Here is a 12740-nt window from a genome sequence, read left to right on the forward strand (position 1 = left end):
AATGATTAACGTTTGAAAATAAACTCGTGGTACAAGTTAGGAGGATTTTTGCTTGAAAGTAGCTAGTATAACATCGCTCGTCAGTGCACTTGTTTTAGCATTATGTTTAAAGGGACTTCAATACTTTCAACTTATTAAATGGAATCCAATAGGTTTTTATAAGAAGTGGGATATATTTGAAGGAAGCTCAAAACTATTTCAATGGAGTTTTCTCATCCTAGTCTTATTTTTTATTGGATTTTTATTATTTATTACATTGAGATATGTCTATATTATCCCAGCTGTGCTATCTTCTTTTTTACTTGGCCTACTTTTGTCCATCACATTAGAATGGATGGTTCTGGATTTGCCTTTGCAATCTTCTTCCTTTAAAAAACTCTCGATTCCTTTCATGGTCATTGTTATTTGTCTATTACGTTTCTTGCTTGAAACTGCGAATTTTCATCAAAAGGAGCACACAGCACAAAAAGGAAATTAGTTGCTGTATGCGCCTTGTATGATAAAATAATGGCAAGTACATAGAAAGAGGCGAATATGCGTGAAGTTATTATGTTTGAATGGACCTAACTTAAATCGACTAGGTAAACGGGAGCCACATATTTATGGTTATGAAACATTAGAAGATGTGAAAAAAAATGTTCAGAATCTTGCGGCGTCTTTAGGTGCCACTGTCGAGTTTCGTCAATCTAATCATGAAGGGGTACTTGTTGATTGGGTACATGAAGCAGAGGACGAAAAATATGATGGTATAATCTTTAATCCCGGTGCATATACCCATACAAGCATTGCGTTACATGATGCAATTGCAGGGATTTCTGTGCCAGTTATAGAAGTACATATTTCAAATATCCATAAACGTGAGGCTTTCCGTCATCATTCTTATCTCGCTCCGGCATGCCTTGGTCAAATCAGTGGACTAGGTACGAAAGGCTATGAACTGGCATTACGCACATTTATTGAGAGGGAGAATTGATTATGATGAAATTACAAAAGCTACGTAAGGCACTTCAGGAACAAAATATTGATGGCATTTTAATTACGAACGAGTACAATCGTCGTTATATGACTGGTTTTACAGGAACAGCGGGCGTAGCGATTGTGTCTCAAAATGATGCTGTGTTTATCACGGATTTTCGTTATACAGAGCAAGCAGCTGCGCAAGTACAGGACTTCCGAATTGTAAAGCATGAGGCGACGATCGTTGAAGAAATTGCAACACAAGTAAAAAATATGGGTATCAAATTATTGGGCTTTGAGAAAGATACTGTTAGCTATGGCACGTATGAGCTGTATAAAAATAAAATTCAAGCTGATTTAGTGCCGATTTCTGGGCTAATTGAAAAAATTCGCTTGATTAAGACGCAACAAGAGATTAATATTATTAAGGTTGCGTGTGAAATTGCTGATCACGCATATACACATATCTTAAACTTCATTAAGCCTGGTAAAACAGAGCTTGAAGTTTCGAATGAATTAGAATTTTTCATGCGTAAACAAGGAGCAACTCAATCCTCGTTTGATATAATTGTTGCGTCTGGTCTCCGCTCAGCTTTACCACATGGCGTTGCAACGAATAAAGTGATTGAAAAAGGCGACTTTGTCACATTAGACTATGGAGCATTGTACAATGGCTATATCTCGGATATTACTCGTACTGTGGCAGTTGGCGAGCCATCTGAAAAATTAGTGGATATGTACAACGCAGTCCTTGCTTCCCAGCTTTTAGCACTTGAAAAGGTTGGCCCTGGCTTCACAGGGATTCAAGCAGATGCGATTGCACGTAACTACTTAACAGAAAAAGGATATGGCGCGGCATTTGGTCATTCATTAGGACACGGGATTGGTCTTGAAGTACATGAAGGCCCTGGCTTATCAATACGTTCAGAAGCGGTGCTAGAGCCAGGTATGGCCGTAACGATTGAACCAGGAGTTTATTTACCGGGAATCGGTGGTGTACGTATCGAGGACGATATTTTAATCACAGAGACAGGTAATGAACTGTTAACTCATTCGTCAAAAGAACTTATTATTTTATAAACTATGGAGGAACACAAATGATTTCAGTAAACGATTTCCGTACAGGTCTAACAATTATTGTAGATGGCCAATTATATCGCGTGTTAGATTTCCAACACGTTAAACCAGGTAAAGGTGCTGCGTTCGTACGCTCTAAATTACGTAACTTACGTAACGGTTCAGTAAATGAAAAAACTTTCCGTGCTGGTGAGAAAGTTGAAAAAGCACAAATCGATAACCGTAAAATGCAATACCTTTATGCACAAGGTGACGAGCATGTTTTCATGGACTTAGAATCATATGAGCAAACTGAACTTTCTTCAGCTGCAATTGAATATGAATTAAAATTCCTAAAAGAAAACATGGAAGTTCATATTCAATCATACCAAAGTGAAATGCTAGGTGTTGAATTACCAAACACTGTTGAGCTAGAAGTAACAGAAACAGAGCCTGGTATTAAAGGTGATACAGCTTCTGGTGGTACAAAACCTGCAACTCTTGAAACAGGTCTTATTGTACAAGTGCCATTCTTCGTAAACCAAGGTGACAAGTTAATCATCAATACAGAAGAAGCTTCTTACGTTTCTCGTGCGTAATAAATAAAAACATTCAGCCTACTCTTTTTTTACAAAAGGGTAGGTTTTTTATGTCCAAACGTTTGTACCTGTCGCTACGCTTTCGGTACAAAAACATCTGCTCATAATTGATACATATAAAGTTAAATTTTGTGACAATAGATAGAGAAATGGCAACCTTTGCTATTAGTATAAAAAGTAGTTTCTATCATTTGATATGTGGTCATAGTTGGAAAAGTTGTTTACAATAATAGTAAGGAGTGAATGCTATGTTACAAACAATTTTTGAGACCACGTCTCCAATAATACAGGCGCCAATGGCTGGTGTAACGACGCCGAAATTTGTGGCTGCCTGTGCAGAGGAAGATATATTAGGCTCGATTGGAGCAGGCTATTTAGATGGGGAACAAACAAAAAGTTTTATTCAGGAAGTTAAAAAGCTAACGAAAAAGCCATTTGCTGTTAATTTATTTGTACAGGAAGAGCCACGTATTGATATCGATGTCCTTCAAAAAGCTCGAATGGCTTTACAACCGTTTTATGATGAGCTTGGACTTTCACCTGTACAAAGTGTCACGTCCAAGGAAGTATTTGAAGAACAAGTACAAGCTGTTCTTGATGAAAATGTAGCCATTTGTTCCTTTACGTTTGGCATTCCTTCAGCAGATGTGATTCATCGTTTAAAGGACAACGATGTTTATGTTATTGGTACAGCTACTACATTAGAGGAAGCAAAGCGTGTAGAACAAGCAGGGATGCAAGCTGTTGTCCTTCAGGGTGGTGAAGCTGGTGGTCATCGTGGTTCTTTCACTGAACCAATGCAATTAATTGATTTGCATGATTTACTGCAACAAGTAGTAGGACAAATTTCCATACCGATTATTGCTGCAGGAGGTATTGTGACGAAGGAAGATGTAGACAAAGCACTAGCAAAGGGTGCTCAAGCGGTTCAAATTGGTACAGCCTTATTAGTAGCGGATGAGTGTGAAATTTCACCTCTTTATAAAAATGCTTTGCTTGAATCGAAAGCACAGCAAACGACGATTACTCGTGCTTTTTCTGGTAAACCAGCAAGAGGCTTAGCAAATGGTTTTACGGAACGTATGAAGGATGCTGTTGTAGCACCTTATCCATTGCAAAATGATCTAACTACAACTATTCGTAAAGAAAGTGCAAAACAGGGCAAAGCCGAATATTTATCGATGTGGATGGGTGAAAAGAGCTATTTAGTGAAACAACCAGGTACTGTGAAAAGTATCATTGAAAAGCTACTTTAACTTCTTTCCGATTCCGGACGAAGTTATGCGAGGCATCATTAATTTCATAAAAATACTAAGATCTCTATACGTATGTATGGAGGTCTTTTTTTGTGGGTAGCAACATATATTGCTGTACACGAGGGGGCGTATGAAATGGAATTACAAGACGTATTAAGAGTCGCTGGAGTGGGACTAGTAGTTGCGCTTCTTCATGTCTTCTTTGATCAAACAGGAAAAAAAGAATTTTCATTTTTCCTATTTTTCATTGCCTACTTATATATGACAGCGGAATTACTGCGATTTTTACGTCTATTTTTCAATGAAATCCTTACATTCTTTCAATGGCTGACCTCTTCTGGGTAGTGTAAATGGAAATTGTCATTGTAGCTGTTGTCATGCTGCTTTTATTATTGCTTATAAAAGAAGTCATAAAGCCACTCCATGCGCTAATTAGTGTAATGTTTTCGTTTTTGCTGTTTGGTATGTTGTTCTCTACACTCCTATTGCCATTCATCAAGCAATTGCTTGAGACATTAGCTTTTTTGCCTTATGCAAAAGCAATTGTAGTAAGTGCTAGCCTCTTTTATGTAGGGCAATGGGTGTCTTTTTTACTTGTAGAACAAAGCTATAAAGTACTCGGACATATTGTCTATGATGGGGTCAAGATTGTTATTTTGTTGTACTGGTTTAAGGAATTTTTGGCTGTTTTACAGGAGGTGTCGGCCATTTTACAACGGCTAAACTAAGGGGCGAAGACATTGCTGGAGCAAATATTTTCGTTTTTAACTGATCCATTCTTTCTATTGCTGAAGATGACGCTTATTTTGTGTGGCTATGTCATTATTATTTTGATTGTTAATATGATTTTACCAGAATTTGAAAAAGGGACAAGGATACTTTTTTTTCTTATTGTACTGGCAACTATAGGACCAGTTGTTGTGAGTTCATTTAAATTAATAGACGAAATAGCACAGGGGCTTGCTCATATATTTACCGCATTTTATCCCATTCTTACTTCAAGTTTTCTTTTATCTAGCAGTATAACAGCGATTGCTTCTTGGCAGCCTTTTTTACTTTTCTTTGTACAAGTCTTAACGATTATTAGTAGTAAATGGCTTATTCCAGGAGTGCTTTTTGCCATTGTATTTGATGTCTGCAGTGTCATTGTGAAAGAAATTTCGTTTACGAGAATTGCCGAATTGATTCGTTTTACCATTATGAGTATCGTGTCGGCATCTGTAATTTGTTACATCATTTTAATGTCGGCGAGTGGCGTTGCTGCATTTAGTGTCAACGCAGCTGTTGCAGAGCCTGTGAAGAAATTAATAGAGGAAAATATTCCGGTTGTTGGTTCCTTTATAGTAGATAGTTTTTCGATGTTCCAGCATATGACACAATTTTCCTCTTCTATTACTAGTATTTCTGCTTTTATAGCGGTTATTACCGTGTCGTTCATTCCAACAGTTCAGCTTGTTGTCAGTGCGTATTCGTTGAAAATGTTAGCTGCTATTTTAGAACCAATTGCTTTTGATGATATTTGTAAACTACTTGATCATGTTAGTAAGTCTCTATTTACCTTATGTGCTGTATCATTTCTAATTGCTTTTTCATTTATGTTTTCTTGTTTATTCCTCATCGTTTTTGTGCAAGTTATGGCTGGGGGGAGATAGATTGATTCTTTTATTAGCGATGCTCTTTATCTGTCAGATATTTGTGTTTTTAACAGACGATAAAGAAATAATTTCACTTACAAAGCTTGTTATTACGTTAGTATTTTTGCAATTGCTATTAAAGATTCCATTTATCAATTCATAGGAGGAAACAAGCGTACATACACTTGAAAAAGAGAAGATGAAAGGAGGCAATGTACAAGTGATGTGGAAAAGAACCGAAAAAAAACAACGTCATTTATAGTCTTAATGCTTATTGCTGCCTCCGTGGGAATTTTCATCATTTTACCAATGTATCAAACGGGTACAACGAATGGGCAAGTAACATCGATGACCAGTGAAGAAAAACTTGAGCAGACACTGAAGGCTATGAAAGGTGTTGGGGAGGTTAAAGTCTATTTTTATTACGGAGATATGACAGCTGAGAAGGATGACAATAAACTATTCAGTCAATATTTTCGAGGAACTGAACAAGGCACGAAAGAAGTAACAGGGATGCTAATTGTTTCAGAAGGAGCATCAGATATCTTTGTGAAAAATGAAATTCGTGCTGTTGTTAGTCAAGTAATGCAATTGCCGATTCATCGAATTATTATCGTTCCAATGGAGAATAAGGAGGAAAAGTAAATGCGCGTACGTAGAAGAACAGTTTGGTTTATGACATTATTAAGTCTAGTAGCGGTTATCTCAGTGTATTATTTGGTTGATCCAGCAAAACAATTTAATGGACTAACTATTTTCACAGATGACGCATTACAGCAAACTGCAGTAACAGGTGTGACTGATCAAGAAGCAACGAAAGAGGGAGAGACGAAGGAAGTATCTTCCCCAAGTCATTTATTTGAAGAAATGCGCATGCAAGTTAGTGATGAAAGAAGTCAGCTTCGTTTGCAATTAGAGCAGAAGATCGGTTCAAAAGATTACACAGCAGAAGAAAAAAGTAAGGCTTATAATGACATGGATAACCTTATAAAACAAGAATCTTCTGAAGCAATGCTAGAAATGCTTATTAAATCTTCAGGTTACTCTGATGCGTTTGTACGAGCAGATGGTGATAAAGTACAGGTAACTGTTATGGCAGAGGAGCTATCAAAAGCTCAAGCAAATGAAATTATTTACTTGGTAAAAACAGAGATGGAAGGCGCAAATGACGTCCAAGTAAAATTCAGCGCGAATAACTATTAAAAAATAGAAAGATAAATAGGAATTTTCTGTTTATTTGAAACTATTGTTATATATCAGTATAATGAAAAGGCTTTCGTTTATTAAAGGAAAGCCTTTTATTTTGTTCATATTTACTTAATTTGCATTAAAGTATTTCAAATTGTTCGAAAAAAATATAAAATAGTGTTTGTAGTAGATTTTATTTCATAAGGAGAGTTAGGAATGTTCAAAATTCAAGAAATTCGCGAAATTATTAAATTAGTAGATTCTTCTTCGATTGACGAGTTCGTTTACGAAGTAGATGGCGCAAAAGTTAAATTAAAAAAGAATGGTGTTGTTGTTACTGATACTGTAGCACCAAAAAAAGAGGTAGTTGCTCCTGTTGTACAACAGGTTGCGCCTGTAGCAGCTCCTGTAGCACCAGCTACTCCAGCAAAAGCTGAAGAAGCACCAGCTGCAGCAGCAGCAAATAACGACCCATCGTTACATAAAATTGTGTCACCGATGGTTGGAACTTTTTATCAATCTCCAAATCCAGATTCACCAGCTTACGTTAAAATGGGGGACAAAGTTGGGAATGAAACAATCGTATGTATCGTAGAAGCTATGAAACTATTCAACGAAATTGAAGCAGAAGTTCAAGGGGAAATCGTTGAAGTACTTGTTAAAGACGGTGAATTAGTAGAATACGGTCAACCATTATTCCTTGTAAAAGCTGAGTAAGGAGTGCACAACCATGAAAAAAGTTTTAATTGCAAACCGCGGCGAAATCGCTGTGCGTATTATTCGTGCTTGTAAAGAGTTAGGCATTCAATCTGTTGCCGTATACTCAGAAGCAGACGCTGACGCATTACATGTGAAATTAGCAGACGAAGCATATTGTATCGGACCAAAGCTATCAAAAGATTCATATCTTAGCTTCCCGGCTTTACTTAGCGTAGCAGAAAAAACTGGTGCAGACGGTATCCACCCAGGTTACGGTTTTGTATCTGAAAACGCTGACTTCGCTGAGGCTTGTGAAAACGCAGGCATTAAGTTCATTGGACCTTCATCTGATTCTATTAAAATTATGGGTATTAAAGACGTTGCACGTACAACAATGGAAGCAGCGGGTGTCCCACTTGTTCCGGGTACTGGTATTGTTCCAGATATCGAAACAGGTAAAGAATGGGCTGCTAAAATTGGTTACCCTGTGATCATCAAAGCAACTGCTGGTGGTGGCGGTAAAGGTATTCGTGTAGCTCGTACTGAAGAAGACCTTGTAAAAGGCATTGAAATTACGCAAAAAGAGGCTGCTGCAGCATTCGGTAACCCAGGCGTATATTTAGAAAAATTCATCGAGTACTTCCGTCACTGTGAAATCCAAGTATTAGCGGATGGCTATGGTAACGTTGTACATTTAGGTGAACGTGACTGTACCGTTCAACGCCGTATGCAGAAATTAGTAGAGGAAGCTCCATCTCCAGCGCTATCTTCTGAGCGTCGTGCTGAAATGGGTGCCGCTGCCGTTAAAGCTGCTGAAGCTTGTAACTATGAAGGTGCCGGAACAATCGAGTTTATTTATGACTATCAAGAAGATAAATTCTACTTCATGGAAATGAATACTCGTATCCAAGTAGAACACCCAGTAACTGAAATGATTTCTGGTGTGGATCTTGTACAACAACAATTAAAAATTGCATCTGGTGAAAAACTTCCTTTCACTCAAGATGATATTCAACTAAATGGTTGGGCAATTGAATGCCGTATTAACGCAGAAAATGCTTATAAAAACTTCATGCCATCAGCTGGTACTGTAGATACTTACGTAACTCCAGGTGGCTACGGTGTACGTATTGACTCTGCTGTATATGCTGGCTATACAATCCCACCATACTATGACTCTATGGTTGCAAAACTAATTGTTCATGCCAATACACGTGAAGAAGCGATTGCGAAAATGAATCGTGCACTTAGCGAATTTGAAGTATCTGGTCCTGGGATCAATACAACAATTCCATTCCACCAAGCATTGATGAACAATGACGTTTTCAAATCAGCACAATTCAATACGAAGTTCCTTGAAGAGAATGATGTTTTGGGGACAAGTAAGTAATTGATTTGTGGATTTAGGGAATAGAATCCTATCAAAGTTCGCAATTTTATTACCTTCTAACTTTTATTAGTTAGGAGGTTTTTTTATTTCTAAAAATAAATAGAGAACAGGGATATTTGATTTGAATGACATTAAGGGAGCATACAGCTTCCAACATTCAGTGGAGCATTTCAACAGGATGATACAGAGCTAATTGCACCCTCGAAAATTTTAGTGGACGTAACTGAGGTGAAAGAAGGGAAGAGGGGTGCCGTCAGACGCAACGAGAATCGTTGAATCGGATAGTTGGCGGTATCGAACCGCTTGAATGTCGCTCATGATTAGGTTAAATATATCGTTTATTATAATATGCGGAATGTAGTGATCCCGATTAACCTACGTGAGTTTTGCGTTGGAAAAACGGGCAATACATCACTAAGGATTGCGCCAACATCCTATACACGGTCTTTGTGCCAATGTTGACAAAAAAACTAGAGGCGGTTGCATTCGTCTCTAGTCATTCTTTAATATTAATTTTCGTGACTTTACATCATAAATTTCGTAACCCATAGTAAACATATTGTCTTTTGTAAACATATTTTCTTTTGAACTGACACCTTGCAATAGTAAGGAATTGACTTACCATAAGCATCCAGTTCAGGGATATCGAAAGAGGTATATTGTTCACCAGTTTTGATCATTTCAAAAGTTGTTGATGTACGGCGGCCGAATGAACCAACTTCGATCGTACAAACCTATTAAAAAACCAAAAAGAGACTTAAATCCATCAAAAGATAGCAATTCTTTGTCTTGATACATAAAGATTAATGATGTAGCTTGCGAGAGAGCGAGTATTAATCCTATTGAGAGTACTATATAATACAATTCTTCACTTCCTATGTATAACTGTTGAATATTTCCTTGTAGCAAATTTAAAGTTGGCCTAACATATTTTATCGTTTTATTCTTATCAAGGTAAATAGGATTATTATTCCATTGAAAATTATTATTCATAATTAATTTGAATAAAGGGGTCCGAATTCGCTAAAGCCAAAGGAAAGTTTAAAGGGCGTAAACGAAGTTAGTTGAAGGCGAAGAAGAAGAAGTCAGACGCAACGCAATCATTAAGGATTATCAATACGGCTTTTCAATCGCTGACATTCGCAAGACTTACAAAGTTGGAACGAGAACAATTTATCGACTGCTTGAACGTAAAGGAATAAAACGATCACAATACGATCAACGAAAGAATTAAATCTCGTTTGTTGGTCGTTCTTTTTTGCGTTGAAAGTGCGTGACCCCAAAGCCCTTCATTCTGACAGGTGCATTCTGGTGCTCGGAACTTGCGCACAGCTTTTAAACATTTTGAAGAATAATAGTTATAATATACACATTAATATTTGTAAAGATGGTGAAACGATGGAACAGATGATAAAGGAAATGATGTCCCCAAGTAATCAATATAAAGTTCAAATTATAAAACGGAGGGATGGTCTTTATACAACAGAAGTATATATGTGGCAAGAAGACTGCGGATATGAATTTTGGAGTCCTATTAAAATAGGATTGAGTTTGATTGAGACAGAGGAAGTTGCAGTGACATTAGCTATTGAACATTTAAGAGAATACTCTGGTGAAATTATCATTCTTTAGTTACCTCACTTATTTAACGCTGTCAGACGTATCGAGATCGTTTAAGCGGATAGTTAGTCGTCATGAGTCGTCTGAATGACGCTCGTAATTAGGTTAAATACGTCGTTTATTACAATATATAGAATTTAGTTATCCCGATTAATTCGCGTCAGTTTTGCGTTGGAAAAATAAGCGCAGGAATCCCATACGCTCATAACTCGTTTTTCAAATACTACATAAATAATAGCCCAAAATAAAAGACATGAAAGCCTATTTTCATGCGGTGTCAAGGGCGTTATACTCCGAATTAAGGAAAGTGATTGAAGGTGCATACACGAAATTTATCAGTAGACCAATTACGCAAAAAGCTAGGCTTACATACTAATAAGAATGCTTTTGTTTTGGAGGTATCGGAATTGTGAGAGGCTAGGTAGTTACGGAGGTTGTAACGGTTTATATGACTCGCAAGCAGAAATCGCGTTCAGGCTTATTTGATTTAACTGTATTGACACCTTTTATGAAGCATGTTATCTGGATGTGTTATAATCAAATTTATGAAGAAATCTACACTAACGGTGCAGTATGGTTAAATGAAGTAGGGGGAACAAATGATGGATAACCAATATGTCGTAGGTTGGGGTACATTGGCGTTGATCAATGCTGCACTTGCACAAGGGAAGAATAGAACGGGATTCAATTGGTTTTTACTTTCTCTTTTGTTAGGTCCATTGGCAACACTAATTTTGTTATTTGTTGAAAAGAGACAGTAACACTACATATTCACAATAATTTATATAAGTTAATAAAGTGAGAAGTGAATGTAGACTCTCACTTATTCAACAATTGGAGTGTTTAATAAGTCGATTATTGATCGGCTTATTTTTTTATATACTAATGTGCTTTTTAACACTTAAATAAAATATCTTTTTTTGGAAAAATGATACAATTGAAATAATTCAGGTCAACATCAAAATATGTGTACTTGCAATTTAATAGACTGAATATGGAGTGGAAGGTGGCGAGTTTTTGTACCGAAAGCAAAGGGGCAAGTACAGGAAAGCTGTGCCTGAGGAAAACATCCACCTGTAACGGAATATACTGTCAAGCGCACATTTTGGTGAAGAGCCATAATACAAAAACTAAATTGCTCCTTATGTCAAACAACGCGGTCATTACAAGTGGAACAAATCGATAGTAAGGAAGGAGAAGAAAATGAAAACTCAAGTGTCAAACTATATAAAAATAGGCTCTTCAGAACAATTTATTTCTATTTTTGGTGAAGATAACAATCTGCCTCTTTTAGTGTATTTGCATGGTGGTCCAGGTGATGCCGCTTTACCACTTATAAATATAACTCAGAACTTGGAAAAACGTTTAATGTTGTAGTCTGGGCACATAAATCTTACTATACTTTTTCGAAAGAGGAACAAATAACTATTGAAACTTATATAGAAGACCTATACGGTTTAATTCATTATTAGAAACGTTTAAACAAGAGAAAGTTTACCTTTTAGGGCACTCGTGGGGAAGTGTCCTAGGCTTAATTTTCGTTAAAAAATATCCACAGCTAGTACATAGTTATTTTGGATGTGGCCAAGTCGTTAACATGAAAAAAGGGTTGCAGTGTCAATATGATTTTGTTTTGAAAGAAAGTCGAGAACAAAATAAAAAAAAAGTTGTTCAGCGATTGGAAAATATTGACCTTTCATTGACTCAAAAAGATTGGTTAAACGATTTATTATTTGTTACTAAATTAGTGGTTCGATACAGACATTCTTTATATGGGAAAAGCAATTACAACCAACTGGTAAAGGATTTCATTTTTTCATCAAAGTACACATTTAAAGATTTAATCAATCGCGAAAAAGGTAGTCTACAATCTATACAATATTTGTGGCAAGAGCTCATGGAAATTAATTTTAGTGAATACAAGAGTTTCGATATCCCTATTACGTTTTTTGAGGGGCGTCATGATCAGCATGTTTCTTCTTCATTAGCATAGGATTACTATCACACAATAAAAACGACAAAAAAACTCATTTGGTTCGAAAACTCTAGTCATTTTCCCCAGTGGGAAGAGTCAGTCAAGTTTAATCAGTCTTTGATAAGTATCAAAAAGCAGAATTAATGAACAATGATGTCTTTAAATCAGCTCAATTCAATACGAATTGATTTGTAAACAACGGAATAAAGCGCTAACGTCTATTTCTTATACTTTCTGACTTTTACTTGTCAGGAGGTTTTTTTGTCTAAAATTAATGAGTGTTCAGGCTTTTTTGACGTGATTATTTTAGACGAACGATTTTTGCAATTAGATAATATATAGTAAATAAAGAAAGGGGAAAAGCTG

At 36.6% G+C, this 12740-nt stretch carries 19 protein-coding genes; all 19 read left to right on the forward strand.

What is annotated here, in order from left to right; translation table 11 throughout:
* Nucleotides 1–52 precede the first annotated feature (52 nt).
* The 19 genes from ACYQ73_RS22055 (at nucleotide 53) to ACYQ73_RS22145 (ending at nucleotide 12392) form a co-directional block, all read left to right on the forward strand.
* Nucleotides 53–478, forward strand: coding sequence for a hypothetical protein (locus ACYQ73_RS22055; protein ID WP_460014419.1), 426 nt, complete (start codon nucleotides 53–55; stop codon nucleotides 476–478).
* A 60-nt stretch (nucleotides 479–538) separates the two neighbouring features.
* A complete protein-coding gene (aroQ, locus tag ACYQ73_RS22060; protein WP_323655051.1) occupies nucleotides 539–973 on the forward strand; it encodes a type II 3-dehydroquinate dehydratase in 435 nt (144 codons plus the stop codon).
* 2 nt (nucleotides 974–975) lie between these two features.
* Entirely contained in the window at nucleotides 976–2037 is a 1062-nt protein-coding gene (locus ACYQ73_RS22065) for a M24 family metallopeptidase (RefSeq protein ID WP_460014420.1), read from the forward strand.
* A gap of 17 nt (nucleotides 2038–2054) precedes the next feature.
* The gene (gene efp / locus ACYQ73_RS22070; RefSeq protein WP_460014421.1) at nucleotides 2055–2612 is read left to right on the forward strand and encodes an elongation factor P; all 558 of its coding nucleotides are present in this window, start codon (nucleotides 2055–2057) and stop codon (nucleotides 2610–2612) included.
* Nucleotides 2613–2860: 248 nt separating this feature from the next.
* Nucleotides 2861–3868 carry an NAD(P)H-dependent flavin oxidoreductase gene (locus ACYQ73_RS22075; protein ID WP_460014422.1) on the forward strand — a complete coding sequence of 336 codons (1008 nt, stop codon included), beginning with the start codon at nucleotides 2861–2863 and terminating at the stop codon, nucleotides 3866–3868.
* A gap of 135 nt (nucleotides 3869–4003) precedes the next feature.
* A complete protein-coding gene (locus ACYQ73_RS22080; RefSeq protein WP_012295089.1) occupies nucleotides 4004–4213 on the forward strand; it encodes a hypothetical protein in 210 nt (69 codons plus the stop codon).
* A gap of 5 nt (nucleotides 4214–4218) precedes the next feature.
* On the forward strand, nucleotides 4219–4596 hold the full coding sequence (locus ACYQ73_RS22085; RefSeq protein WP_248716406.1) for a hypothetical protein: 378 nt from the start codon (nucleotides 4219–4221) through the stop codon (nucleotides 4594–4596).
* A 12-nt stretch (nucleotides 4597–4608) separates the two neighbouring features.
* Nucleotides 4609–5520 carry a stage III sporulation protein AE gene (locus tag ACYQ73_RS22090; RefSeq protein WP_460014423.1) on the forward strand — a complete coding sequence of 304 codons (912 nt, stop codon included), beginning with the start codon at nucleotides 4609–4611 and terminating at the stop codon, nucleotides 5518–5520.
* 1 nt (nucleotide 5521) lies between these two features.
* Entirely contained in the window at nucleotides 5522–5665 is a 144-nt protein-coding gene (locus ACYQ73_RS22095; protein WP_166672062.1) for a hypothetical protein, read from the forward strand.
* A gap of 62 nt (nucleotides 5666–5727) precedes the next feature.
* Nucleotides 5728–6147: a hypothetical protein gene (locus ACYQ73_RS22100; RefSeq protein ID WP_460014424.1), complete on the forward strand. Its 420-nt coding sequence runs from the start codon at nucleotides 5728–5730 to the stop codon at nucleotides 6145–6147.
* Nucleotides 6148–6705 (forward strand): SpoIIIAH-like family protein, encoded by a 558-nt coding sequence (locus ACYQ73_RS22105; protein ID WP_460014425.1) that lies wholly within the window; start codon nucleotides 6148–6150, stop codon nucleotides 6703–6705. It begins immediately after the preceding gene.
* A 201-nt stretch (nucleotides 6706–6906) separates the two neighbouring features.
* Nucleotides 6907–7407, forward strand: a complete 501-nt coding sequence (gene accB / locus ACYQ73_RS22110) for an acetyl-CoA carboxylase biotin carboxyl carrier protein (protein WP_460014426.1) — start codon at nucleotides 6907–6909, stop codon at nucleotides 7405–7407.
* A 13-nt stretch (nucleotides 7408–7420) separates the two neighbouring features.
* Complete coding sequence (gene accC, locus ACYQ73_RS22115) at nucleotides 7421–8779, forward strand: acetyl-CoA carboxylase biotin carboxylase subunit (RefSeq protein WP_460014427.1); 1359 nt, start codon at nucleotides 7421–7423, stop codon at nucleotides 8777–8779.
* Between the two features lie 1138 nt (nucleotides 8780–9917).
* Entirely contained in the window at nucleotides 9918–10013 is a 96-nt protein-coding gene (locus ACYQ73_RS22120; RefSeq protein ID WP_460014497.1) for a hypothetical protein, read from the forward strand.
* Between the two features lie 164 nt (nucleotides 10014–10177).
* Entirely contained in the window at nucleotides 10178–10411 is a 234-nt protein-coding gene (locus ACYQ73_RS22125; RefSeq protein WP_460014428.1) for a hypothetical protein, read from the forward strand.
* A 436-nt stretch (nucleotides 10412–10847) separates the two neighbouring features.
* On the forward strand, nucleotides 10848–11009 hold the full coding sequence (locus tag ACYQ73_RS22130; protein ID WP_460014429.1) for a hypothetical protein: 162 nt from the start codon (nucleotides 10848–10850) through the stop codon (nucleotides 11007–11009).
* Nucleotides 11002–11160 carry a hypothetical protein gene (locus ACYQ73_RS22135; protein ID WP_415732121.1) on the forward strand — a complete coding sequence of 53 codons (159 nt, stop codon included), beginning with the start codon at nucleotides 11002–11004 and terminating at the stop codon, nucleotides 11158–11160. Before ACYQ73_RS22130 ends, ACYQ73_RS22135 begins: the two co-directional genes overlap by 8 nt.
* Before the next feature lie 442 nt (nucleotides 11161–11602).
* A complete protein-coding gene (locus tag ACYQ73_RS22140) occupies nucleotides 11603–11776 on the forward strand; it encodes a hypothetical protein (RefSeq protein WP_460014430.1) in 174 nt (57 codons plus the stop codon).
* Between the two features lie 73 nt (nucleotides 11777–11849).
* Nucleotides 11850–12392: an alpha/beta fold hydrolase gene (locus ACYQ73_RS22145; protein ID WP_460014498.1), complete on the forward strand. Its 543-nt coding sequence runs from the start codon at nucleotides 11850–11852 to the stop codon at nucleotides 12390–12392.
* Nucleotides 12393–12740 lie beyond the last annotated feature (348 nt).

Source organism: Lysinibacillus sp. CTST325 (assembly GCF_054665055.1).

Bases quoted from the DNA above. Each gene is read 5' to 3' on its own strand.
- accC (WP_460014427.1), top strand. From the start codon at position 7,421: ATGAAAAAAGTTTTAATTGCAAACCGCGGCGAAATCGCTGTGCGTATT.
- ACYQ73_RS22125 (WP_460014428.1), top strand. From the start codon at position 10,178: ATGGAACAGATGATAAAGGAAATGATGTCCCCAAGTAATCAATATAAA.
- ACYQ73_RS22085 (WP_248716406.1), top strand. From the start codon at position 4,219: ATGGAAATTGTCATTGTAGCTGTTGTCATGCTGCTTTTATTATTGCTT.
- efp (WP_460014421.1), top strand. From the start codon at position 2,055: ATGATTTCAGTAAACGATTTCCGTACAGGTCTAACAATTATTGTAGAT.
- ACYQ73_RS22080 (WP_012295089.1), top strand. From the start codon at position 4,004: ATGGAATTACAAGACGTATTAAGAGTCGCTGGAGTGGGACTAGTAGTT.
- ACYQ73_RS22135 (WP_415732121.1), top strand. From the start codon at position 11,002: ATGGATAACCAATATGTCGTAGGTTGGGGTACATTGGCGTTGATCAAT.
- ACYQ73_RS22065 (WP_460014420.1), top strand. From the start codon at position 976: ATGATGAAATTACAAAAGCTACGTAAGGCACTTCAGGAACAAAATATT.
- ACYQ73_RS22105 (WP_460014425.1), top strand. From the start codon at position 6,148: ATGCGCGTACGTAGAAGAACAGTTTGGTTTATGACATTATTAAGTCTA.
- accB (WP_460014426.1), top strand. From the start codon at position 6,907: ATGTTCAAAATTCAAGAAATTCGCGAAATTATTAAATTAGTAGATTCT.
- ACYQ73_RS22140 (WP_460014430.1), top strand. From the start codon at position 11,603: ATGAAAACTCAAGTGTCAAACTATATAAAAATAGGCTCTTCAGAACAA.
- ACYQ73_RS22130 (WP_460014429.1), top strand. From the start codon at position 10,848: ATGACTCGCAAGCAGAAATCGCGTTCAGGCTTATTTGATTTAACTGTA.
- ACYQ73_RS22075 (WP_460014422.1), top strand. From the start codon at position 2,861: ATGTTACAAACAATTTTTGAGACCACGTCTCCAATAATACAGGCGCCA.